The organism is Propionimicrobium sp. PCR01-08-3 (genome assembly GCF_030286045.1).
Lineage (GTDB): Bacteria > Actinomycetota > Actinomycetes > Propionibacteriales > Propionibacteriaceae > Brooklawnia.
This window is the reverse complement of sequence record NZ_CP127390.1, coordinates 2,870,189-2,894,625: the sequence shown is the minus strand read 5'-3', so window position 1 is coordinate 2,894,625 and position 24,437 is coordinate 2,870,189. Positions and strand designations below refer to the sequence as shown.

19 protein-coding genes are annotated in these 24,437 nt (G+C 64.7%); 11 read left to right on the top strand and 8 right to left on the bottom strand.

The window, feature by feature from the left end:
* Positions 1-29 precede the first annotated feature (29 nt).
* Positions 30-638: a heavy metal-binding domain-containing protein gene (locus QQ658_RS13420; protein ID WP_286025341.1), complete on the top strand. Its 609-nt coding sequence runs from the start codon at positions 30-32 to the stop codon at positions 636-638.
* A gap of 14 nt (positions 639-652) precedes the next feature.
* On the opposite strand, the gene QQ658_RS13415 is transcribed toward QQ658_RS13420, so the two are convergent.
* Positions 653-1,525 carry a D-hexose-6-phosphate mutarotase gene (locus QQ658_RS13415; RefSeq protein ID WP_286025340.1) on the bottom strand — a complete coding sequence of 291 codons (873 nt, stop codon included), beginning with the start codon at positions 1,523-1,525 and terminating at the stop codon, positions 653-655.
* A gap of 259 nt (positions 1,526-1,784) precedes the next feature.
* Here QQ658_RS13415 and QQ658_RS13410 point away from each other — a divergent pair, with 259 nt between their 5' ends.
* The 5 genes from QQ658_RS13410 (at position 1,785) to QQ658_RS13390 (ending at position 6,010) form a co-directional block, all read left to right on the top strand.
* Positions 1,785-3,023, top strand: a complete 1,239-nt coding sequence (locus QQ658_RS13410; protein ID WP_286025339.1) for a glycosyltransferase — start codon at positions 1,785-1,787, stop codon at positions 3,021-3,023.
* Positions 3,020-3,787: a PIG-L family deacetylase gene (locus tag QQ658_RS13405; protein WP_286025338.1), complete on the top strand. Its 768-nt coding sequence runs from the start codon at positions 3,020-3,022 to the stop codon at positions 3,785-3,787. Before QQ658_RS13410 ends, QQ658_RS13405 begins: the two co-directional genes overlap by 4 nt.
* A gap of 59 nt (positions 3,788-3,846) precedes the next feature.
* Positions 3,847-4,515, top strand: coding sequence for a response regulator transcription factor (locus QQ658_RS13400; RefSeq protein ID WP_286025337.1), 669 nt, complete (start codon positions 3,847-3,849; stop codon positions 4,513-4,515).
* Positions 4,516-4,613: 98 nt separating this feature from the next.
* A complete protein-coding gene (locus tag QQ658_RS13395; protein WP_286025336.1) occupies positions 4,614-4,736 on the top strand; it encodes a hypothetical protein in 123 nt (40 codons plus the stop codon).
* 11 nt (positions 4,737-4,747) lie between these two features.
* Positions 4,748-6,010 carry a histidine kinase gene (locus QQ658_RS13390; protein WP_286025335.1) on the top strand — a complete coding sequence of 421 codons (1,263 nt, stop codon included), beginning with the start codon at positions 4,748-4,750 and terminating at the stop codon, positions 6,008-6,010.
* A 111-nt stretch (positions 6,011-6,121) separates the two neighbouring features.
* On the opposite strand, the gene QQ658_RS13385 is transcribed toward QQ658_RS13390, so the two are convergent.
* Positions 6,122-7,102, bottom strand: coding sequence for a ribose-phosphate diphosphokinase (locus tag QQ658_RS13385; RefSeq protein ID WP_286025334.1), 981 nt, complete (start codon positions 7,100-7,102; stop codon positions 6,122-6,124).
* Positions 7,103-7,368: 266 nt separating this feature from the next.
* Between QQ658_RS13385 and QQ658_RS13380 the strand changes: the two genes are divergently transcribed.
* The gene (locus QQ658_RS13380) at positions 7,369-9,108 is read left to right on the top strand and encodes a long-chain-fatty-acid--CoA ligase (protein WP_286025333.1); all 1,740 of its coding nucleotides are present in this window, start codon (positions 7,369-7,371) and stop codon (positions 9,106-9,108) included.
* Positions 9,105-10,751 (top strand): FAD-binding protein, encoded by a 1,647-nt coding sequence (locus tag QQ658_RS13375; RefSeq protein ID WP_286025332.1) that lies wholly within the window; start codon positions 9,105-9,107, stop codon positions 10,749-10,751. The genes QQ658_RS13380 and QQ658_RS13375 overlap by 4 nt, the downstream gene beginning before the upstream one ends.
* On the opposite strand, the gene QQ658_RS13370 is transcribed toward QQ658_RS13375, so the two are convergent.
* A complete protein-coding gene (locus tag QQ658_RS13370) occupies positions 10,735-11,322 on the bottom strand; it encodes a TetR/AcrR family transcriptional regulator (RefSeq protein ID WP_286025331.1) in 588 nt (195 codons plus the stop codon). The two genes, QQ658_RS13375 and QQ658_RS13370, sit on opposite strands and share 17 nt — an antisense overlap.
* Before the next feature lie 382 nt (positions 11,323-11,704).
* Here QQ658_RS13370 and QQ658_RS13365 point away from each other — a divergent pair, with 382 nt between their 5' ends.
* A complete protein-coding gene (locus QQ658_RS13365; protein WP_286025330.1) occupies positions 11,705-16,120 on the top strand; it encodes an acyl-CoA dehydratase activase-related protein in 4,416 nt (1,471 codons plus the stop codon).
* Between the two features lie 136 nt (positions 16,121-16,256).
* Here QQ658_RS13365 and QQ658_RS13360 read toward each other — a convergent pair whose 3' ends face one another.
* From QQ658_RS13360 to QQ658_RS13350, 3 genes are all read right to left on the bottom strand, one after another.
* Positions 16,257-17,264: a glycine betaine ABC transporter substrate-binding protein gene (locus QQ658_RS13360; protein ID WP_286025329.1), complete on the bottom strand. Its 1,008-nt coding sequence runs from the start codon at positions 17,262-17,264 to the stop codon at positions 16,257-16,259.
* Between the two features lie 100 nt (positions 17,265-17,364).
* Positions 17,365-18,252, bottom strand: a complete 888-nt coding sequence (locus tag QQ658_RS13355) for an ABC transporter permease (RefSeq protein WP_286025328.1) — start codon at positions 18,250-18,252, stop codon at positions 17,365-17,367.
* Positions 18,253-18,255: 3 nt separating this feature from the next.
* Positions 18,256-19,590, bottom strand: a complete 1,335-nt coding sequence (locus tag QQ658_RS13350; RefSeq protein WP_502928966.1) for a quaternary amine ABC transporter ATP-binding protein — start codon at positions 19,588-19,590, stop codon at positions 18,256-18,258.
* A gap of 517 nt (positions 19,591-20,107) precedes the next feature.
* Here QQ658_RS13350 and QQ658_RS13345 point away from each other — a divergent pair.
* Positions 20,108-21,199, top strand: coding sequence for a glutathione S-transferase family protein (locus QQ658_RS13345; protein WP_286025327.1), 1,092 nt, complete (start codon positions 20,108-20,110; stop codon positions 21,197-21,199).
* Positions 21,200-21,204: 5 nt separating this feature from the next.
* On the opposite strand, the gene QQ658_RS13340 is transcribed toward QQ658_RS13345, so the two are convergent.
* Positions 21,205-22,269, bottom strand: a complete 1,065-nt coding sequence (locus QQ658_RS13340) for a serine hydrolase (protein WP_286025326.1) — start codon at positions 22,267-22,269, stop codon at positions 21,205-21,207.
* A 189-nt stretch (positions 22,270-22,458) separates the two neighbouring features.
* Complete coding sequence (locus QQ658_RS13335; RefSeq protein ID WP_286025325.1) at positions 22,459-22,944, bottom strand: GNAT family N-acetyltransferase; 486 nt, start codon at positions 22,942-22,944, stop codon at positions 22,459-22,461.
* A gap of 123 nt (positions 22,945-23,067) precedes the next feature.
* On the opposite strand from QQ658_RS13335, the gene QQ658_RS13330 reads away from it, so the two are divergent.
* The gene (locus QQ658_RS13330; RefSeq protein ID WP_286025324.1) at positions 23,068-24,432 is read left to right on the top strand and encodes an FAD-binding oxidoreductase; all 1,365 of its coding nucleotides are present in this window, start codon (positions 23,068-23,070) and stop codon (positions 24,430-24,432) included.
* Positions 24,433-24,437 lie beyond the last annotated feature (5 nt).

Below are 24,437 nucleotides of genomic sequence, written 5' to 3'. Positions count from 1 at the left end.
GTTGACCAGAGAGCACTAATCTTGGGGCCATGTTGGTGGTCACGATGAGCCAGATTCCGGGATACCGGATCGAGGCTGTTCTCGGTGAGGTATTCGGGGTTGGCGCTCAGCAGCAGATGCGCCCCGACATGGGTCCGGCGGAGATGGTCTATCTCGCTCGCGAGCAGGCGATCCGGATGATGGTGCAGCAAGGCCAGCAGCGTTCGACGAACGCGATCATCGGCTACTCGATCGATGTCTTCCAGTCCGATCGATTCGGAGCAGGGGTGACCGCGATCGGCACCGCAGTGAAGGCGGTCGCAATCGAAGAAGGCGAAGACGGCGCCACGCCGCAGTCGATCGAAGACTCGAAGATCCCCGGCGACAAGATTCCGCAGCCCGGCCCCGAATACGGCCAATCGTCCCAGAACCCGAACGCGCAGCAGAATGCCGGCGCGACCCCGCCGCCGCTGTCCGGCCAGCCTCCGCAGCTGAACCAGCCAGTGCAACCCGGTCAGCCTCAGGGCTACCCGGGGCAGGCCTACCCGCCTGCTCAACCGGGGCCCGGCTACGCATACCCGGGCCAGCAGCCGCCCGGTCAGCGAGGGCCGCAGCAAGGGTGGGGGCAGCAGCAGTATCCCCAGGGTTACGGACGCTGACCCTTCGTCGGCGTTCAGGCGATCGAGATCGTCTGGCTGGTCAGGTAGCTGGAGCCTGGTTCGACGCGAATCGATTGGTCGCGCACATTGACGGCCTCGGCGCAGATGAAGTGAGACCACTCGTCGTCGCCGAGATCAGCGGTGGCCCGGGCCTTGTCTACCCACGGATTCCAGATCACCGACTGGGCCGAGCCGACCTTCTCGATCAGCAGAGTGCGATCCCACTCCTCATCGACGATCCGCAGCGATTCGGTCGACTCATAGATGCGATCGGTTTCGCCGCCGAAGGTGACTGCGTCCTGCTGAGTCTGGCAGCAGTCGGTGAGACGGTCGCTGTAAGCCGCCCCATCGAGCCCCTCCACGCGGGTCTTACGAATGTCGCCGACCGCGAAGTAGCTGTGCAGGCCGTTCTCGAACTCGAGGGCGGTATCTCCGGCGAAGGCCATCAGCTGCACGGTCAGCGTCTGTCCCATCACAATGTGGAGTTCGAGGCGGAAATCCGTGGGCAGTTCGGCTGCCAGTGCTTCGTCCACGCCTCCGGCATCCAGACACAGAACAAGAGTGGCGGTGCCCGCAGGACTGACCTTGGCCTGCACCAATTTCCATTCCGAGATCCGTGCCACACCGTGCATCGGGTCGCGCGAGCCGTCGGCGCCCGCGCCGAACCACGGCCAGAGCAGCGGCACGCCACCGCGAATCGCGGTGCCCGGCTCGAATCGGGCCTTGTCGCTGAGCCAGATCACCGGACGCTCACCAGCGGGCGTCCATGAGGCGATGTGTGCTCCGTTGAAATAGATGACGCCGCTAGCCGCACCGGTATCAACCTTGATTCCGGCCAGTGGAGCGTCGATGGGCGTGATGCCCTCGGGTAGCTCAATATCGGTCATGAATCCATAACCTACGTTGCTCCGCCGAGGTTCGTCACCTCGAATGGCCAATTTCCCAGATCACCGCCGTGCCGGCGATGCCTGGAGCACACACCCTGGTGGTGGTTCGAAGGTGGATACGCCATAATGCGGAGAGTCGTCCGGCAACGCAATCAGAGGCCTGATCCGAGCGGCGATAGGTGAGGTCCATGACCAACGAGGACCGCGTGCGACATGGACCGGAGAAGACGTTCGAGGCAATTCGTGATTGAGTATTCAAGTGACCAGCGCTGATCTGACCGACGACGCACCCAGGTCCTTGCATGTCGCGATGGTCTCGATGCACACCTCGCCGACAGCCTCACCGGGGTCGGCGGACGCGGGCGGCATGAACGTCGTCGCTCTCAATTCGGCGCTTGCGCTGGCCCGTCGTGGGCACCGGGTGAGTTTGCTGACCAGGCGCGATGATCCCGGCGCGCCTGCCAGTGTCGAGCTTCGCCCAGGGGTGACGCTCTTCAATCTGGACGCCGGACCTGCGCGTCCGGTTGCCAAGAGCGAGCAGGAAGTACTGATCGAGCCATTCTCCGAAGCCCTGAGCGGATGGTTCTTACGCGCGGGGCATCAGGCCGACATCATTCACTCCCACCATTGGTTCTCCGGGGTGGCCGCCCTCCCGATCGCCCGGGCTATGGGCGTGCCGCATCTGCAAAGCTTTCACTCGGTCGCCGCTCCTGCGGGCAGTTCGCTTGACGAGGGGGAGCAGCCGGAATCGTCCGGACGCAACGCCGGCGAGCAACAGGTGGCCCAACAGTCCGATCTGATCATCGCGGTGAGCGAGGCAGAAAGACGGACGATTATCGATCGGCTCGGCGCCGGCCCGGATCTGGTCACGGTGGTCTATCCGGGCGTCGACACCGAGCAATTCCGCCCGCTACGTCCGGCCGAGCCGCATTGGGCGTGGGATGGCTGTTATCTCTTCTTCGCTGCCCGATTGCAGCCGCTCAAGGGGCCAGACCTGGCCGTCCGGACGCTGGCCGCACTGCCCGAGGGGCATCGTCCGAGGCTGGTCATCGCAGGAGAGACTTCCGCCGATTTCTCGTGGTACGCGAGCCAACTGCGCGAGTTGGTGGATTCCCTCGGGCTCACCGATGAGGTCACCTATCTCGGCTCGCAAGACCGCGACGAATTGGCGACCATGATGCGGGGGGCGTGCGCATTGCTGAATCCGAGCCGCTCCGAGACCTATGGGCTGATCAACCTGGAGGCCTCCGCCTCGGGTGTGCCGGTGGTGGCAAGCCGCAACGGCGGCATGCCCGAGTCGGTGATCGATGGCGAGACCGGTCTGCTGTTATCGAGCAGAGATCCCGAGGTGTGGGCCGAAGCCGTGCGCAGATTCACCGACGAGGCCGAATACCGTGCGATGTTTTCTCAGGCCGGTCGCACGTTCGCGCTGCAACATACCTGGTCGCACGTGGCCCGTGAACTGGAGGCCCGCTATCTCGAGGAGCTGGTGCGGTGAGTACTCCTTTGGAACTTCTTGCCTCTGCTAGTGAGGCTGTCTCAGTGAAGCCACTGTTCGTCCACGCGCATCCGGACGACGAAACCGTGCAGACCGGCTCGTTGTTGTCGTGGCTGACCGGCCACGGCGTGCCGGTCGTGCTGCTGACCTGTAGCAGGGGTGAGCAGGGCGAGATCGTCGCGGGCGTGCTGCCTGCCGAAACGACGTCCGGTGAGCTGATCCGGGTCCGTGAGCGGGAGCTCGCCTGTGCTACTGAGACGCTTGGAATAACGGAGCATTATCTGCTCGGCACACCTCCGGCCCGCGCCGGGGGGCTGGCGCCCAGGCATTATCACGACTCGGGGATGCGCTGGGTACGCGAAGGGCTGGCCGGCCCGGCCGATATCGATGATCCCGAGACGTTTACGGCGTCCGATCTGGACGACGAGGTTGCCGATCTGCTGGCCCTGATCGAGCACGTGCGGCCCACCGTGATCGTGGGATACGACAAGGCGGGCAGCTATGGGCATCCCGATCACGTCCGGGCCCACGATCTGGCGGTGGCCGCCGCCCGGGCGTCCGGGCTGCCATTGGTCGAGGTGGCATCCGACGACGACTCCGAAGGCTTCGAGCGATACGACCTCGCCGACCAGAAGCAGACCGTGATCGCCGCCTTGCGCTGCCACGCGACCCAGCTGAGCGTGGTGGACGACCACATCGTCCACGTCGGGGGCCAACACCAGGGGTTGCCTCTGACAGCGGGCCTTCGGCTCGTCCGTCAATAGCGCGGCGACTTAGCTGATCCTGATGCCTTGTTCTGACAAGAAACAGCTATGGTCATCTGGTGAACACGACCGCGCCGCCAGACGACCACGAGATTCGGGTGCTGCTGGTCGAAGACGATCCATTGGCGCGCAAGGCCGTCGCCACCTACCTGGGCGCCGCCGGGGGGATGTGCCTGGCCGGGATCGCCTGCGACGGCGTCGAAGCCATCCAACTGGCGAGCGACATGAATGCAGACGTGGCGATCGTCGACATCCATATGCCCCGGCTGAACGGCATCGAAGCGACCCGGCGGCTGACCAAGGAGCCGTTCAATCTCAAGGTGTTGTGCTTCACCGCGCTTGCCAGCGACGATGTGCTGATGGACGCGCTGTCGGCCGGCGCGTCCGGTTTCTTGCTGAAGTCTGACAGTCCGGAACTGATTCAGCACGGGGTGCGCAGCGCCTACTCGGGGGACGCACTCATTTCGCCGCAACTGGTGTGCCAGGTGCTGGCTCGCGCCAGCGTCCGTTCGCAGCCCCCGGCCGAGCTGTCGTACGTCGACATCGAACTCGTCCAATTCGTCGGCCTCGGGCTCACCAATGCCCAGATCAGCAAGCGAATGGGATATTCGACCAGCACCGTGAAGACCTATGTGAGCCGGCTGCTCGGGCGGCTCGGCAAACGCAATCGTGCCGAATTGGCGACCCTCGCCTACGAGTGGGGGCTCATTGACGAGCGGCGTTCCTGACGGCTCGAGGCCGGGGAAATCGATCTAAATCGATGCGGTGCAATGGACGCTTAACAGGCTAACCTGTAGATAACCTAATTTTTGGTGAGGAGTTTGCCATGAAAGCGTCGATCACTGCTGCTGCGATTGCCAAATACGCGGCCGTCATCGCCCTGGTCGTCACGACCTTCACGCGTGACCCGTGGTATTGCCGTATGTTCCCCTGGACCTGCTGGAGCTGAGCGGTTCTAGTTTGATCTCGCCGATCCGCGGAGCAGTCCGCCAAGGCAAGCTACGTACGGTTGCCGACGCGCTTCAGACACGTTGGCTCGAACCGGTCCTGGCGGCACTGGTGCTCGGCATCGGCATCGCCGACGCGCCCGAGCAGCCGTGGGAGTGGATTACCATCGGGTTGTTCGCGATCGGTGCCGGCGTATCCGGGACATCTTCGGTTGCCGGCGCCGGAATCGTGGGCCTCGGTCTGGTGACGTCGGCGTTTCTGCCGGCAGACCAGGTATCCGGCGCAGGTCTGGCGCTATTCGTCCCGATCTTCGCATTGGTGCGTCGTTCGTCGCGATATGCGGCGCTGATCACTGTTGCGCTGGTCGCGCTCGGATTCTATGTGATGGTCATTCATGCGAGCGGCGGGCGCTCGCTGTCCGGAAGCGCAGCGGCGATCCTACCGACACTATTGGCGCTCAGCGTGGGTTCCGGACTGATCATGCGAGCGTCCCGTGAGCAGCTGGAGGCCGAACGCCTGCGCTCTGAAGAACGCCTCGCAGAACTTCGCCTCGACCTGGCCCGCGAGCTGCACGACAACGCGGTGCACAAGATATCGCAGGCGGCGATGCGTGCCCACATGGCCGCTATGCGTCCGGATACTTCACCCGACTTGGCCGACGAATTCACCCAGATCGCCACCTCGTGCAATGACGCGGCGCATGAACTCCGGCTGCTGCTGAGCGGGTTGCGGCAGACCGATCCCAGCCTCGGTGCCGGCCAGCCCCAAATCATCGATGCGGACGCTCTGGCTGCGCTGATAGAAGGCCAGGCCGATCGGCTCGCCGCCGTTGGATTCACGGTTACCCAGGATGTGAACATCGACGCGCCGACGAGCCTGCAAAGCAGGACGCTGGCCGCGATTGCGGTCGAGGCGGTGAACAACATCGTCCAGCATGCTCCTGCGAAGAGCGACTGTGTGATCAGGGTCTTTCCGCACGACGGCGCCCTGTGCGCCGAGTTCACCAATCACACCCGCAACTCGAAGCAGTCGACCAGCCGGCCGTCCTTCGGGCTGCTCGGCATCGAAGAACGTGCCCGCGCGGCCGGCGGCTTCATCACGATCAGTAAACCCGCAGGCTATTGGCGGTTCGAGGTCACCCTGCCGCCGGTGCCGGCCGTGGTGCCCAGCCCCGAGCTGGATATGGTCGATCAGCCGAGAGCCGCGCGCCGGGCAGCGCCGTCCGCCGATCTGCTGCGCGGCCATCCGCAATCCGAAGACGACTACCAGATCTAGGTCCGTCGGGAGCTGCTCATGCCAACAGCCGCCCAGCTCCACATGCAGCTCGTCTTCATGGATGCCAACTAGCGGGCCATACCTCGCGCATCCGACAGTGTCATGCAGCGCTCAGAAGAGCCCTTCCGGAGCGGCCGGTGGGGCATAGACCGGATCGACACCCTTGAACAGCTTGCTCACCGAGCGTCCTTGATGAATGCGGGCGATCGCCTCGGCGAACAGCGGCGCAACACTCAAAATGGTCAACTCGGGCCAGCCGTCGGGCGGCGGCACGGTATCCGTGGTCACCACATCGTCGATGAACTGGTTGGCCCGCAGCCGCTCGACGGCGCGTCCGGCAAACAGACCATGGGTGCAGGCGACGGTCACCGACAGCGCACCGAAATCTTTCAGCCGCTGGGTGATCTCGAGGATCGAGCCGCCGGTGGCGATCTCGTCGTCCAACACGATGGCGTGGCGACCGGTCACGTCGCCGACGATCGAATCGATCACCACCTTGTCGTCGCCCAGCCGCTGTTTGCTGCCGGCAGCGACCGGAAGCCCGAGCAGCCGCGCGAACTGGGTGGCGTTCTTCGCGTTGCCCAGGTCGGGGGAGACCACCACGCCGCCCGCAAGATCGCTGCCCCGGAAGTGATCGGCCAGCACGCCGAGCGGAGTCAACTGGTCGACCGGGCAACTGAAGAATCCCTGCACCTGCGGCGAATGCAACTGCATCGTCAGCACGCGTGAGGCACCTGCAGTGACGAGCAGGTCCGCGACCAGCCGGCCACCGAGCGAGATACGCGAGGCATCCTTCTTGTCGGAGCGGGCGTAGGAATAGTGCGGAATCACCGCGGTGATCTGTGCCGCGGAGGCACGTTTCGCAGCATCGATCATCAGGAGCAGTTCCATCAGGTGCTCCTGGGTGGGTGGCACCAGCGGCTGAATGATGTAGACGTCTCGCTGGCGCACGTTGGTCAGCAGCTGCGCCTGGAGGCAGTCGTTGCTGAACCGGCTGATGCGCACCGGGCACAGCCTGGTGTCCAGGTGTTCGCAAATACGATTGGCCAACTCGTGGTGGGCCGAACCAGAAAATACGACGATGTCCTTCACGCGGTGAGACCCCTTCCAGCCTCGCGTTGCCGACGAACCCCACACTAGTGCGATTCGCCGCAGCCGGTGCATCGCCCTTGAATCTTCATCAGGTGGCCGCCGCTGCGACGCGAAGCGCGTGCGGAACCTTCCGCGATCGGGCCGATCCACCAGGGACTACGCGATGATTGCGGCGCTTTCGATGCAATCGGGGAAGCTTTTGCACGCGCATACAACCTGCCGTGGACGCGAGCCATCGGAGGGCACGCTGTGGGAGAATGCCAGACATGGCCACCGATCTGCATGAAACCGACGCCCAAGCCGATCTTCCTCCGTGGCGCAGGACTCTCGCCGACGGCTCCCCCTATTGGACGAAGCACTACCAGCCCGGGGTGCCTGCCGAGATCGAGCTGCCCACCCAGTCGCTCAGTTCGCTGCTGGAAACTGCCGTTCACGAGGGTGGAAGCCATGTGGCCACCGATTTCTTCGGTGCGGAGATGACCTACCGTCAGCTGGGCGACCGGGTCGCTCGGGCTGCCGAGGGTCTGCGTCAGCTGGGTGTGAAAGCGGGAGATCGGGTGGCGCTGCTGCTGCCGAACTGTCCCCAGCACCTCATCGCGTTCTACGCGGTGGTCCGGCTCGGTGCAGTAGTCATCGAACACAATCCGCTCTACACCACCCACGAACTCGGCCGGCTTTTCGAGGACCACGGTGCGCGGGTCGCGATCTGCATGGACACGGCGATCCAGAAGCTGGACGAACTGCCGAACTATGCGCGTCCGGCCACCGTCATCTCGGTGAACCTGGTCAAGGCGATGCCGAAACCTCTCCAGTTGGCCCTCAGACTGCCGGTGCCCTCCCTCAAGAAGAAGCGGGATGCCTTGACGAACGGGGCCAAGGGCACCATCAGCTGGGAGAAGCTGATCAACCATCGTCCACTGTCCAGGCGATTCCCGCGTCCGGACGTCAATGATCTGGCCGCGATTCAATACACCTCCGGAACCACCGGCAGGGCCAAGGGTGCGATGCTGACCCATCTCAATCTCTATGCGAATGCCAGGCAGGGCGAGGCCTGGATGCTCGGGGCGACGCCCAGGGAAGAGACGAACTACGCGGTGTTGCCGATGTTCCACTCGTTCGGCGTCACCATGCACACCACTTTCGGCGTGCTCAAGCAGTCGCGGCAGGTGCTCTTCCCCAAGCCCGACGCGGACATGATTTTGGACGCCTGGCGCAAGCATCCGGCGACGATCTACTGCGTCGTCCCGATCCTCTACCAGCGCACCGCCGAAGGGGCGCACGAGCGGGGCCAGTCGCTGGCCAGCGCCAGGTGGTGCATCTCGGGTGCGATGGCGCTGCCCGAGGACACCCGGGAGCTGTGGGAGTCGCTGTCGAGCGGGCTGCTGGTCGAGGGCTACGGGCTGACCGAGGCCTCCCCGGTCGCGCTCGGCAATCCGTTCTTCCCGACCCGGCTGTCGGGAACCATCGGTGTGCCCTTTCCGTCGACCCTGATGAAGGTCGTCGACGTGAACGATGCAGCCCGCGAGGTCGAGGTCGGCGAGCCGGGCGAGTTGCTGATCAAGGGGCCGCAGGTCTTTCAGGGATACTGGCGGGATGCGGATGCGACCGCCGAGACGCTGGTGGATGGCTGGCTGCACACCGGCGACGTGGTCACCGTCGACGACGAGGGTTTCACCACCATCGTGGACCGCAAGAAAGAGATCATCATCACCGGCGGCTTCAACGTCAGCCCGAGCGAGGTCGAGGAGGAGCTGAAGCACCACGAGCACATCATCGACGCTGCGGTGGTCGGCATGCCGACCGGCCGGGGTGACGAAGAGGTGACGGCGGCGATCGTCACCGACGACGATTTCGAGGTGGACGACAAGCAGCTGCGCGCCTGGGCCAAACAGAATCTGGCCGCCTACAAGGTGCCGCGGCACTTCGTGAAGGTGGACGAGCTGCCGCGCTCGATGCTCGGCAAGGTGCTGCGGGCCGAGGTCCGCAAGCAGATCGCGAAGAAGTGAGCGCGACGAGCTACTTGCCCGTAGCGGCCAACGCGCGTCCGGCGGCCGACCTGATGACCGACGTGGTCATCGTCGGCAGCTCGCCGGGCGCATTGTGTGCCGCGATCGCGTGCCGCCAGCTCCGGTTGGAAGTGCTGCTCATGGAGCCGTCCGGGAAACTCGGCGGGCCGGGCGGCGGATCTGACGGCAGGGTGTGGCTGCCCGGCCACCACGGGCTGCCCGGTGATGACTACGCCACGGCGCGCGACTATTTCGACCGCGTGGTCGGCGACTTCGAACCGTGCAGCAGTGCCCCTCGCAGGCACGCGTTCTTGAACGGCACGGCGGCGCTGGCGAGTTGGCTCGCCGATCTCGGCGTCGAACTCGAGCCCGATGTGGCAGGTGATTATTATCCGGACGTGCCCGGAGCGCTGGCGAGCGGACGAGTGCTTCGTCCGGGCGCCGTTGACCTGACGGCGATCGGGCAGCTGGCCGAGTTTCTCCCGGGGAGCGCTTTCGGGTCGAGCCAAGGCGTGGTCGACAAGCTCGAAAGCGGGGTTCGGCGAGTAGGGGAGTTGGCCACCGGACGTCGCTGGGCGCGGGGCCGGGCCGCGTTGGAGGCGGGACTGCTGGCGATCTGCCAGCGGCTGCAGGTGAACATCTGGTGGCAGGCGCCGGTGCGCGAATTGCTGATGGCGGCGGACAACGCCCGGGTGAGCGGGGTGGTGGCCGACCGTGCCGGACGCCAGGTGCGGGTCTTCGCCGGGCGGGGTGTGATTCTCGCCGACGGCGGATTCGGCGCCGATGCGGCGTTGCGGCGGCAGTTCTTGCCGAAACCATCGCGTCCCGATTGGACGATCGGCAAGGCGAGCGACGCCGGGGTGCGCCAGCTCGGCTGGGCGCAGGATCTGGGGTTGCAGCTGGCCGGAATGGGCTATGCATGGTGGCGTCCGGGCTTGTGGGCGCCCAGTGCGCCATCGGTCACCGCTGCCGGACGCGCGCTCGCGCGGCCGCACGGATTCTTGGTCGACGAGCAGGGGCAGCGCTTCACCAACGAGGCAGGGCGTCCGGTCGACGTCGCCCGGGCGATCTATGCCCGATTCAACGATCTGGGCCCGCAGGCCACGTTCTGGCTGGTCATCGATGCCGATCACCGCAAGCACTACCGGCTCGGAAAACTCGAGCCGGGCAGGCTGCCGAGGGCTGCGGAGAACTCCGGGCTGGTGGTCTCGGCGCGCACCCTGCCCGAGCTCGCGACCAAGATCAAGGTGGACGCCGCCGGCCTGCACGCCACCGCCGTGCGTTTCAATGCGCTCTGCGAAACCGGCACCGACGAGGATTTTCATCGCGGGACCAGGGCTTGGGAACGGGACCGGGGCGACCGCAAGAATGCGCCCAACCCCTGCCTGGGCGCGGTCGCGAAACCGCCCTTCTATGCTGTCCGAGTGGTGCCGGCCGACCTGGGAACCAAGGGTGGTCTGCTGACCGATGAGTACTCCCGGGCGTTGTTCGATGATGGTCGCCCGATGCCCGGGTTGTGGGCGATCGGCAGTTCGGCGTCCTCGGTGACCGGGCCCGCCGATCCTGCCCCCGGTGTCGGGCTGGCCGAGGCCATGGTTGCCGGACGCGCAGCCGCCGCGTCCATCGCTACCGCTGAGTGGTAGCCGAAGTCTCCTCGGGCAGCTGGAGGAGCGCGACCGCCTGCTTCAGATAGGACTCCTCGTCGAACCCGTTGACCAGGACGCGCTGCGACGCGTATCCCAGGGTCAGTCCGACGAGCAGCTGGCCGTAGCCCTCGATCCTCGAGGCCGGAATGTCGTGCTGAGTGGCCCAGACCTGCATGGTGTGGTCCAACGCCTCGCGCAACATCGAGAACTCGGCTCGAAGCTGGTGGCCCAACTCGTCGTCCGTGATCGCACCGGCGCCGAGCTGCGCCAGCAGTTCACCCAGGTGGGGAGCAAGCTCCAGCGCGCTCATGGCATAGGACGCCAACTGGGCGGGCGAAGCCGGGCGGTCGAGGTATTCGTTCAGCGCCTCCAACGGAATGGCTATCGCCGAGCGGGCGACTTCGACGACCACGGCGTTCTTACCGCTGAAGTGGTGATAGATCGCGCCGGCCGAGGTTCCGGAGGCGGCGACCAGCTGGGCGACCGAGGTGCCCTGAACCCCGTGAGTACGAATCAGCGCGGCGGCAGCCTCGATGATGCCCTGCTTGCTGGTTTGCCTATCAGTCACCCTTCAACCATAAGTCCTGGGGTCGTCCGCGGTGAACGGCGGGTGGCGGCGTGGCACCTGCCATCGCGCAGTCGAAATCTCATCGCGCGGCCACTATTTCGACCGCGCCATAACATTTCGACCGCGCGATGTGAACGGGCGCGGTGAATCGGGCCGGGCCAGAAGCGACGTGGGGAAGCGACGGGGTGATTGACGCCTCAACCAATCTCTGAGTAGGAGTAAGGATCCAATCTGGGGGGGCGCCCGACAGAACGATCGTTCGGTGGGTTACCGTTATTACACGAACAGAATGAGCGTTCTGTTACATCACAGTCCCGGTCGGATGATCGTCCGGCCCGAATCCAGCGATTCGGGCTGAACCGAACAGATCGGGGCAGAGCTCATGAAGGACGAGATGACCGGCACACTGTCTTTGGGACTCGACGTAGGTTCGACCACGGTCAAGGCCGTGGTCACGAACGGCAGCGAGATCCTGTTCAGCGACTACCGCCGCCACAACGCCGACGTGCGCGGCGAATTGGCGAAGCTGCTGCGAGACATCGAAAAGCAGTTCCCCACCGACGCCCTGTGCGTCGCGATGACCGGCTCGGGCGGCCTGGGCGTCGCCAAGGCCATGGGTGTGCAGTTCGTGCAGGAGGTCATCGCCTCCACCGAGGCCATCGAGCGGCTCAACCCCGAGGTCGACGTGATGATCGAGCTCGGCGGCGAGGACGCCAAGATCACCTACCTGCATCCCGTCCCCGAGCAGCGGATGAACGGCACCTGCGCCGGGGGCACGGGCGCCTTCATCGACCAGATGGCCACCCTGTTGAAGGTGGACGCCACCGGCCTCAATGATCTGGCTGCCGATTACAAGAACCTCTACCCGATTGCCTCGCGCTGCGGTGTCTTCGCGAAGACCGACATCCAACCGCTGATCAACCAGGGCGCCGAGCACTCCGACATCGCAGCCTCGGTCTTTCAGGCCGTCGCCACCCAGACCGTCGCCGGATTGGCCTGCGGCAGGCCGATCCGCGGCAAGGTGATCTTCCTCGGCGGCCCGCTGCACTTCATGTCCGAACTGCGGGCCGCGTTCGTGCGTGCCCTGCATGACAACGTGGACGAGTTCGTCAACCCCGGCAACGGTCAGCTCTACGTCGCCCTGGGTGCCGCGTTCAGCGCCCACGGCCCGGCACTGAGCCTGTCTCACTTGGCCAATGAGCTGGCCAACGCCAACAAGATCCAGATCTCGACCAAGACCATGCGTCCGCTCTTCTTGGACGCCGCCGAGCGCCAGGAGTTCGATGAGCGCCATGCCAAGGCGAGCATTCCGCAGGGCACCCTCGACGGGGTGAGCGGGCCGGTGTGGTTGGGCATCGACGCCGGGTCGACCACCATCAAGTCGGTCGTGCTCGACGCCGAGGGCACCATCGTCCATTCGTCGTATGGTTCGAACGAGGGCGACCCGGTCAAGGCCGCCGTCAATATCGCGAAGACCGTGATCGGCGCCCTGCCCGAGGGCGCCTTCATCGGACGCTCCTGCGTCACCGGCTATGGCGAAGAGCTGGTCAAGTCGGCCCTGCACGTGGACGAGGGCGAGATCGAGACGATGGCGCACTACCGCGCTGCGTCCGAGGTCTGCCCGGGTGTCACCAGCCTGCTCGACATCGGCGGGCAGGACATGAAGTTCATCAAGATCCGTAACGACGCGGTCGACTCGATCGCGGTCAACGAGGCCTGCTCGGCGGGCTGTGGATCGTTCTTGCAGACCTTCGCGCAGACCATGAACACCGATGTGCAGAACTTCGCCAAGGTGGGGCTGGCCTCGACGGCGCCGGTCGACCTGGGCAGCCGCTGCACCGTGTTCATGAACTCGTCGGTCAAGCAGGCCCAAAAGGAGGGCGCCTCGATCGGTGACATCTCGGCGGGGCTGAGCTACTCGGTCGTCCGCAATGCGCTTTACAAGGTGATGAAGCTGCGCGATACCGGCGAACTCGGCGACAAGGTCGTGGTGCAGGGCGGCACCTTCTTGAACGACGCCGTGCTGAGGGCTTTCGAGCTGCAGACCGGCATCGAGGTGGTGCGTCCGAACATCGCCGGGCTGATGGGCGCCTACGGTGCCGCGCTGACCGCGAAGATGCACTACGAGCCGGGCGCCGTGTCGGCCATGATGGAGCGCAATCTCGACGGTTTCACGGTGGAGAGTTCGCAGCGCACCTGCCAGCTATGCCAGAACCACTGCAAACTGACCATCACCAATTTCGACGACGGCGCGCGGCTGGTGTCGGGCAACCGGTGCGAGCGGGGCGCTTCGCTGGAGGCCCGTCCGAAGAAGTCGGAGATTCCGAACCTCTACGACTTCAAGTACAAGCGCATCTTCGGCTACCGCAGGCTCACCGACGCCAAGGCGACCCGCGGCGAGATCGGCATCCCCCGCGCGCTCGGCATGTATGAGGACTACCCGCTGTGGTTCACGATTCTGACCCAACTCGGTTTCAAGGTGGTGATCTCGGGACGCAGCTCCCACGATCTGTTCCAGACCGGCATGGAGTCGATCCCTTCCGAGAACGTCTGCTACCCGGCGAAGATCGCCCACGGCCATATCGAATGGCTGCTCGACAAGGGCATCAAGACGATTTTCATGCCTTGCGTCAACTACGAGCGCAAGCAGTTCGAGGACGCCGACAACAACTTCAACTGCCCGATCGTGGCCTTCTATCCGCAGGTGCTGGAGAAGAACGTCGAGCGGCTGCGCGATGAGGACGTGAACTTCCTCGATCCGTTCATCAACCTGGACAACCCGGAGAAGCTGGCCGAGCGGATGGTCGAGATCTTCGCCGACTGGAATGTCACCTTGGCCGAGGCCAAGGGCGCTGTTGCGGCTGGCTACGCCGAGCTCGACAAGGTGCACGAAGACATCAAGGCCGAAGGCGACCGGGCCCTGCAATACATGCGTGAGAAGGGCATTCGCGGCATCGTGCTGGCCGGTCGTCCGTATCACATCGACCCGGAGATCAACCACGGCGTGCCCGAGATGATCACCACGCTCGGTATGGCGGTGCTCAGCGAGGACGCGCTGACCGCAGGGATGACGAAAACCGTGATGGAGCGCCCGTTGCGCGTCCGGGATCAGTGGACGTACCACACCCGGCTGTACGAGGCGGCCACCCAGGTGGGCACCGAGCCCGATCTGAACCTGGTGCAGCTGAACAGCTTCGGCTGCGGCGTGGACGCGATCACCACCGACCAGGTGCAGGAGATTCTGGAGAAGGTCGGCGACGTCTACACCGTGCTGAAGATCGATGAGGTCTCCAACCTCGGCGCTGCGAAGATCCGGCTGCGCTCGCTGCAGGCCGCGACTAAGGAGCGTCCGGCCTTCGATCCGAGCACCGAGATCGACACGACCGGCCCGAACCCGGTGTACGGTCTGGCCGAGCGCGAGACCCACACGGTTTATGTGCCGCAGATGGCGCCGATTCACTTCCGGATGCTGGAGCCGGTGCTGCGCCGCTCGGGCATCAAGGCCGAGGTGCTGGAGCATGCTTCCACCGCCGATATCGAGTGCGGTCTGCGGCACGTCAACAACGATGCCTGCTACCCGGCGATCATGGTGATCGGTCAGCTGATCAACAAATTCGTCGAAGGCGGGGCCGACCCCGACAATTCGACGGTCGCGATCACCCAGACCGGCGGCATGTGCCGCGCCACGAACTACGTCGGCATGCTGCGTAAAGGCTTGAAGGACGCTGGTTATCCCCAGGTTCCGGTGCTCGCGGTGAGCGCCCAGGGGCTGGAATCAAACCCTGGTTTCAAGCTGTCGGCGGGGCTCGTACACCACGGCATCCAGGGCCTGGTGATCGGCGATCTGCTGCAGAATGTGCTGCTGCGAGTGCGTCCCTACGAGCGGGACGAAGGCTCCGCGATGGCGCTCTACCATCGTTGGGACGCCATCACCCGCGAGTTCTTCACCAACGGCGGCTTCTCCGAAACGCTGAACCGGCGGATCGGCTTCACCTGGATGATCAAAACAATAGTCAAGGAGTTCGACGAGCTGCCGCTGCTCGACATTCCGCGCAAACCCCGGGTCGGCGTGGTCGGCGAGATCTTGGTGAAGTTTCAGCCGGACGCCAACAATGACGCGGTCCGGGTGATCGAGGACGAAGGCTGCGAGGCCGTGCTGCCCGGCCTGACCGGGTTCTTCCTGCAGGGCATGTACACCGCCGACTATAAGTGGGACACCTTCGGCATGGGCTCCAAGAAGGGCCGCCGGGGCCAGAAGCTGGGCATCTGGGCGATCGAGCAGTACGAGCGTCCGATGCGCAAGGCGCTGGCCGCCACCGGTGGCAAGTTCGACGTGCCCGAGACCATCGATCAGCTGGCCCACAACGCTGAGGACGTGATCTCGCTGGGCACCCAGGCCGGTGAGGGCTGGCTGCTGGTCGGCGAGATGATCGAGCTGATCAAGCACGGCGCGCCGAACATCATCTGCGCGCAGCCCTTCGCCTGTTTGCCGAACCACGTTGTCGGACGCGGCATCTTCGCCGAGCTCAGGCGTCAGCATCCGACCGCCAATGTGGTGTCGATCGACTACGACCCGGGTGCCTCCGAGGTGAACCAGCTGAACCGCATCAAGCTGATGGTGGCCACCGCGCAGAAGAATGCCGGGGTGCTGGCGACCTGGACCGACGAAGACTCGGAGTTCGAGCCGGGCTCCCGGGACCTGAAGGTGACCGACAAGCTGGTCGGCGCAGGCGCGGGCGGCCATGGCTGCGGCGGTTCGGGCCCGATCCCGATCGGCATCACGCCGGTAGGTCGCTGAGCAATCCGCCGTCCGAAGCGGGCAGACGCACAGCCGCGCTCGACATCTGAAGCTGCGCCGGATAGACCGGGCGCGTGTTCAGAGATCGGGCGCGGCTGCGCTTGTCAGCGCCGGAAGCCGGCTGCCGATGCCCAGATCAGGCGGCAGCGAGCTGGCCGGAGGTCCACTGCTCGACGAAATCGGGATTCTCCGACACCCACTGCGCGACCGCGGCATCGTTGTCTTCGCCGTTGAAGTTGTCCTCCGAGAACATCACGTTCTCCAGGCTGGCCAGATGATCATCGTCGAAGACGAAGTTGTTCATCAGCTGAGCGACGGCAGGATTGTCGTCCGCAAACCCCTTGGTCGAGAAGGTGTAGAGAATCTCGGCATCACCCATCGCACCCTCGGGATCCTCGAGGTCGCGCACCGGGAAGGCATCGTAGGCCCAATGCGGACGCCACAGCGTCACGGCCACGTTCTCGCCGGCCTCGGTCGACTTCTTCAACTGGGCGAGCATGGCAGGTGTCGACGAGACGCGGAACTCGAGGTTGTCCAGCCCGTAGGTGGGGATGGCGCTTTCCTCAGTGGTCTTGGTCAGGCCGGCACCGGACTCGATGCCGTACAGCACGCCGCCGTACTCGTCACCCATGTCCTTGAGGTCGCCGATCGACTGTGCCGGCGAATCCTCATTGACGGCGATCGTCAGTTTCGCGTTGTCATACCAGCAGCCCTGGGCGTCGAGCTTGTCGCCGTATTCCTCCAGGTAGTCGGCGTGGGTGATGGGCAACCAGGCGTCGACGATGAAGTCGATGTCGCCGTTGGCCACCGCGGTGTATCCGGGTGCGGCGTCGAAGGCCTGGATGTCGACGGTGTATCCGGCGTCCTCCAGCACGTACTTGGTCAGGTGCGCGACCGCGAACGACTCGTCCCAGCCGTTGAAGGCGCCGATGGTGATCTCTTTGTCCGAGTCGGAGGCAAGATCATCGATGGACGCCGAATTCTCGCCCGGGGTGCACTGCAGCCACTTCGGGTCACCCTGTGGAGCGCCTGCGGACCCCTCATCGCCGGAGCCGGATCCCGAGTTGGACGCGCCACATGCGCTCAAAGCCAGCATCGAGGCGACGATTGCAGCACCCACCGCGAGTCTTGGTTTGCTTGTCATCTACCTATTCCTTCCTGTTGGGGTACTTCTTCGAAAGTTGAAATCTCGGAGTGCCGACCTGCGAGTGAGCCGGACGAATCCCCGATACATCGAGCTCCCGTCAGGCCGCGGCGGCAACCTTGGTGCGGCGGAAGAGCGACCGCCGCGGGCTGCGATGCTTGCCGAAGACCGCGGTGACCCGGTCGAGGTAGACGGCGATGATGACCACCGCGACGCCCGCCTCGACGCCGAGCGCGACATTGAGCGAGCTGATGGCGCCGACCACCGCACCGCCGAGACCACCGGCACCGGCCATACCGGCCAGCACCACCATCGACAGCGCCAGCATGATGACCTGGTTGACACCGGCCATGATCGTGGGCAGCGCGAGCGGCAGCTGGATGCGTCCGAGAATGTGACGGCCCGTGGCGCCGAATGCCTGCCCGGCCTCCACCACCTCGGTGTCAACCTGCCGGATGCCGAGTTCGGTCAGCCGCACCCCTGGTGGCAGCGAGAAGATCACCGTCGCGATCGCCCCGGGGACGATGCCGACCGAGAACATCACGATGGCGGGCACCAGATAGGCCAGCGCGGGCATCGACTGCATGAAGTCGAGAATCGGTTTGATGACCTTGGAGAAGCCTTCGGATTTGGCCGCGAGAATACCCAGGGGGATGGCGGCCAGCAGCGCGAAGAAGACCGCGACGATGACCAGCGACAGGGTCGACATGGCGTTGTCCCATTGGTCGAATGCCCTGATCAGGAAGAATCCGATGACCGCGAAGACGGCCATCTTCCATCCGCTCACCAGCCAAGCGATGGCGGCGAAAACGACGATCATCACCCAGAAGACCGGCGAGCTGAGCACCGCGTAGAGGGCGTCATAAATGGTGTTGAAGATGGCGGAGGTGAAGGCGAGGAACCAGTCGAAATGAACTTGGAACCAGTCCAAGAACGTATCGACCCATTCACCGAGTGGAATCCGCGGATGACGGGGATCGAGATTCATGAATTACTCCTGGACAAGATTCTTGGTGGGGGACGCGGCTGCCGAGCCGGAGTGGACGACGTCTTCAGCGGTACTGTCGTCGGCCCGCTGGGGGTGAGGCTCGCCCCACGTGTCAGATTCGCCGTCCGGCCCGGGGCCATCCACGGCCGATGTCTCGGCGCTGTCTCCGGAAGTCCCATTCGCGCCGCCGTTGACGGCCGGAAGCTGGCCCGTGGAGTGAGAGTCGGTCGACATCGCGTCCAGCAGGACGACACGAGGGATGACGCCGAGCAGCTTGTTGTTCTCGTCGACCACGCACAGTGGCACCCGCGATGTCGCACTGGGCGCGAAGAGCTCGGAGATCGAGATGTCGGGCTGGACGGTCAGGATGTCGGCGGTCTGGATGATGTCGTACACGGTCTGCTTACCGGCATGCGCGGCCTCGACCGCGTCCGAGTCGGTGATCATGCCGAGCAGCACATCATTGCGATCGGTCACCAGCAGCCCCGACAGACCGGCCTCGCGCATGTTTCGGATGGCCAGGTGCGGCCCCGTCGTTGAAGTCACGACTCCCGCCGGGTGATGCATGACCGAGCTGGCGGTGAGCACCCGGCTGCGGTCGACGTCCTGAATGAACTCGGCCACATAGTCGTCGGCGGGCGCCGTCAGGATTTCCTCCGCGGTGCCGATCTGGACGATCCTGCCGTCGCGCATCACGGCGATCCGGTCACCGAGCAGCATGGCTTCGTTGAGGTCGTGGGTGATGAAGACGATCGTCTTCTGCAGTTCCCGCTGCAAGGTGATGAGCAGCTGCTGCATATCGCGGCGGATCAGCGGATCGAGCGCCGAGAACGCTTCGTCCATCAGCAAGATGTCGGTTTCGGCGCACAACGCGCGGGCCAGGCCCACTCGCTGCTGCATGCCGCCGGACAACTCGCCGGGGTACTTGTCTCCCCAACCGCCCAGGCCGACCCTTTTCAGCCACTTGTCAGCACGGGCCGTACGCTCGGCGGCATCGACTCCTTGAATCTCCAACCCGTAGGCGGCGTTCTCTCGCACGGTCCGGTGCGGTAGCAGTGCGAAGTGCTGAAAGACCATCGAGATGTGGTCGCGGCGCACCTCACGCAATTGCGTCGCGTTCATCTTCGAGATGTCGTTGCCCATCACCTCGATCTGACCCGAGCTGGGCGCCCAGAGGCCGTTGAGGGTGCGGATCAATGTCGACTTGCCCGAGCCGGACAGACCCATGACGACGAAGATCTCGCCGGGTTGAACGTCGAAGCTGACGTCGATGACGGCCGCGGTGCCCAAGGCACGCAGCTCTTTGCGGTCGGCACCTGCCTTCAGGCGGCGGACCATCTCGTCTTCGCGTCTGCCGAAGACCTTAAAGACATGTGACGCTTTGATCACCGACACAGTTGAGTAACCCCTTCTTTCGGTTTTCGCATGCGGCTGGCCTCGGTGCCCACGCGCTTGCAGCAAGGCGGACAACCGGCCTGCATTAGCGCTGACGGCAGAACCATTGAGAGGTTCCGCTCAGTTCGCCGGGCCGCCCAGGCACATGATCGGCGACGCTACTGCACACCCGAATCGGGTACAAGGCTCCTCCGCCGCGCACCGCAACCGGCGGGCCCGTTACTAAAAATTCGGTCGGGCAGCTCGCCGCCGGCCCTTATCGCGGCCAGTAAGGGCGACAAAATGCCTAGCCACAGCGCTGCTAACGGATTCTCGGCAGAAGTGCAACTATGGCCCGGCGAATCTACCCGGGGTTTGGACTTTTCTAAGAATTGGGGCCACGTTGCCAAATAGGCGAAATTCGACCCGTCCGAAAACGCTGTGCGTAGGCTGGGTGGCGACCTAGCCGAGGAGGGAAATCGTGACCGAGGATTGGGCAGGTGCTGCGCAGAATGCCTCAACCGACGGCGAGTTCGTGCGCGACGCCAGCTACATCGGTGACCGCATCGTAGCGTCGGTTCCGGACGGATCAGCGCCCCGGCCGATGCCGGGAACCGACGGCCGGGTAGGTGAGATGCTGTGGCCCGCCGAACCGGGACGCTACCGCTTGATGGCGGCCAGGGCATGCCCGTGGGCGAACCGGGCCATCATCGTCCGCCGGTTGATGGGGCTGGAGGATGCGTTCTCACTCAGCCTGGCAGCGCCCACCCATGACGTCCGCTCATGGAACTATGCGGGCGTCTACCCCAATGGAGTGGACCCGGTGCTGGGGATTCCCAGGCTTCAGGACGCCTACTTCGCCCGGGTGCCGGACTATCCGCGGGGCATCACGGTGCCTGCCATGGTCGAGGTCTCCTCCGGCAAGGTCGTCACGAACGACTACGACCAGATGACCATCGATTTCATCCGCGAATGGGGCGCCTATCAGCGCGCGGGTGCGCCCGACCTGTATCCGGACGAATTGGCCGACGAGATCGAGGACGTCAACAAGCTGGTCTACCCGTCCATCAACAACGGTGTTTACCGCTGCGGCTTCGCCGGCAGCCAAGAGGCCTATGACAAGGCATATGACGAGCTATGGAAGGCCCTCGACGTGATAACCGAGAGGCTTGAGACCAGGCGCTACCTGGTCGGCGATCACATCACGCTCGCCGACGTCAGGTTGTTCACCACCTTGGTGCGGTTCGACGCGGTCTATCACGGGCATTTCAAGTGCAACCGTTCGAAACTCAGCGAGATCCCGGTGCTCTGGGCATACCTTCGCGATCTCTACCAGACCCCCGGATTCGGCGACACCATCGACTTCGTGCAGATCAAGCAGCACTATTACATCGTCCATGCCGAGATCAATCCGACCGGGATCGTGCCCCGGGGCCCTGAGCTGTCGGGGCTGCTCACCGCTCACGGACGCGAGGAGCTCGGCGGAACTCCCTTTGGCGACGGCACCCCGCCCGGCCCGGTGCCCGAGGACGACCGGCCCATCGCCGGGCACAATCCGCTGTTTCCCGGGTAGCCCGATCAGCCGATCAGGGCTTGTGTCACGGTTTCGGAGACCGAGCCGACGACGGCGCGTCCCTGTTCGTCGGTCGCATTGCCGTCGCTCAGGATCACCAATGAGTACGACTGATCGATGCCGGAGACATATCCGATCGAGTTGTTCGTCCAGGTCGCGTTCGGATCGATCTGCTCGCCGTATGATTCGTCGTCCTCATACGGCTCGTCCTCATATGGTTCCCCCTCGTCGAGGGGAGTCATGTCCTCGTCCTCATCGGGCTGACCAGGAGTTGCCGTCGGGGCATCGGCGGGCTGTTCGGGCGAGGGATCCGAGACCCACTCGTCGGAGGGGTCGTCCAACCAGCCGTTCTTGAGCGCGACCAAAGCCCCCAACGGCGCTCCCTCGCTGACACCCCAAACCTGCTCGGTGTCGATCTGGCGCATCAGGCCGAGCAGGTAGTCGCTGTCGGACGCCGAGATCACCTCGGCGTTGACGATGCCGTCCATCAGGCGCAACTGGTCGTCCGCGGTCGTCATGGTCAATCCCCAGGTGCCTTCGCCATCGGTGAGGGTGTCGGTCATGCCCGCCGCATCGAGAAACTCCCGGATGCCCGCCTCGCCGCCGATGAACTGCCAAAGCTCTTCTTGTGCGTCATTGTCTGACACGGTGATGGCCTGCTCGGCGAGCGCTTGGAGGTTTTCATCGAACATCAGGTCGGGACTCTGCTCGATTTGCCATAGCAGCGTCGCGAGGGTTGCGACCTTGATGATGCTCGCCGTCTCGTACGCGTCCGCCGGTTGGTAGGAGCACAGCACCCCGGTTTCATAGTCGTGAACCGCGAACGAAAAATGTGCCTCATCGGCGGTGAACCGGGGCTCGGCGGCGACCAGCCGTTCGGCTTGGCCGCGAGCTTCGGAATCGTCCGCGGGAGCCTCGCAGCTCACCTCACCCGACGAGATGACGACCGTTGTCTCGCCGCCGCCGGCGGGCGGGTCGACGGTTTGCACGGTTTCTTCGGACTGTGGAGCGGCGCACCCGCACAGCAGCAAGGCTGCCGCGCACGAGATGCCCCAGCCACGTCGGTTCATCGTCCATCCTCCGGTTGCGATCGCGGGCAGGGAGCCGAGGCTCCTGTTGTGAACCCGAATCCATCGGTTCGCGGCCCCTGCAGGGCGCTCATCACATGGCTCAGGTTGACGGGTTGCCACCCTAGCGTGAGTTTCTGTTGATTGTTCGGGGCAGCCCCGCGTGGCGCCCGATTCCGCCGCTCGACCGCCTCAAGATTGGGGCCCGAGGTCGTAGCTGAAGTGCCATTCGTCCAGACCGAATGGTGAGTGCGGCCGTTCGGGAATCTGACGCCACCCCCAATGCTCATAGAGTTCGACCGCCGGCTTGTTGACCGCCAGCACCCACAGATTCGCCCGCGTGCAGCCGAGTTCGCGAAGACTTGCCAGCGCACGGTCATGCAGCGCGCGTCCGACCCCCTGCCCCTGAAAATCAGGATGCACATAGAGCCGGTGCAGCCAGCCTTCGCCGTCCGCCACTCGCCAGGCCAGCACGCCGGCCGGTCGTCCATCAATGGTGGCCAGCAAGGTGGTGGCGCCGCTTTCGTGTAAGACCCGCCATTCGTCGCGCAGCGTGTCATCGGCCGGGAATGGGGTACAGAAGTAGCCGGCGTAGGCGACCTTCATGGACGCCCGGTGCGGCACGATGAGAGCCTCGACGTCGGTGGTCGCAGTGATCCGTATCGAAGTCGTATTCATGTGGTCCACATTCAAAGCAGGTGATCAGCGAGACTGTCCACGATAGCCTGCGCGATCCGAATCCCCGTATCGCGGGTTGTCGACCAATCGGGGCACGCCCGGCAGCGGGGTAACGTTCGATGAATGCTGAGGCAATTGCGTGAGTCGTTGGGCGAGGAGGCAGTGATCACGGACTCGGCGGCGTTGCAGGCGCGATGCCATGACCGGTCGGGGACTCCCGCCCCGGGAATGCCGCTGGCAGTGGTGCGTCCGACAAGCACGGACGATGTTTCGACCGTGCTGCGCATGGCGTATGAGCATGGCATCTCTGTGGTGCCCCAGGGTGCGCTCACCGGTTTGGCCGGCGGAGCCAATGCGCTGCCCGGCTCGATCCTGCTCGATCTGACAGCCATGAGTGCGATTGTCCGCATCGACCCCGTCGATCTGGTGGCAGTTGTGCAGCCGGGGGTCGTCACCGCCGATCTGGCGGCTGCCGCCGCCGCGAGGGGCCTGTTTTATGCACCGGACCCGGCTTCGGCCACCGAATCCACCATCGGTGGGAACGTGGCCACCAACGCCGGCGGCATGCGCTGCGTGAAGTACGGTGTCACCCGCGACGCGGTCCGCTCACTTGAAATCGTGCTTGCCAATGGCGATGTGGTGCGCACCGCGCCGCCCACCGTCAAGAAGGTGGGCGGGCTCGATCTCACGTCGCTGATCGTGGGTTGTGAGGGAACCCTGGCCGTGGTCACCGAGGTCACCGTCGGTCTGCTGCCGGCGCCCGGTCCGGTGAGAGGAATCACCGCGAGCTTCGACTCCCGCGACGCTGCCCTGGACGCGGCTAACGAGATCATGGTGCGCCCGCACCGGCCCAGCACCTTGGAGTTCATGGACGAGACCGTGATCGGTGCCACCGTCGCCTACGACCCGGCGGCAGGCCTCCCGACCGCCGCCAAGGGATGGCTGCTCGTCCTCACCGATTCCGAGCTTCAGGGCGCCGACGACATCGCCGACTATGTTTCGGTCGCCCGCGAGCACGGCGCCATGATGATCGACACCGCGACCGACCCCGAACGGGTGGACGAGCTGCTCAAGGCGCGGAGGCTACTCAACCCGGCGATGCACGAGTTGCGCGGCGACAGCCTGAACGAGGATGTATCCGTGCCGCGAAGCAGGCTGCCGGAACTGATGACTCGGCTTGACGAGCTTTCCGCCGATTGCGGGCTTCCCATCGGCACCGCAGGCCACGTCGGCGACGGCAACCTACACCCGGTAATCTGCTTCGACCCGGACGATCCCGAGCAGACCAGGGTTGCGCATCAGACCCATGAGCGGGTTCTGGCGTTGGCGAGTGAACTCGGTGGCACGGTCACCGGAGAGCACGGCATCGGGTTGGAGAAGCTGAGTGCCGTCGATACCGAACTCGGGCCGAGGGTGCGTGATCTGCAGCGCGGCATCAAGCAGGTGCTGGACCCGTCCGGCATCCTGAACCCCGGCAAGAAGTTCTGAGGCGG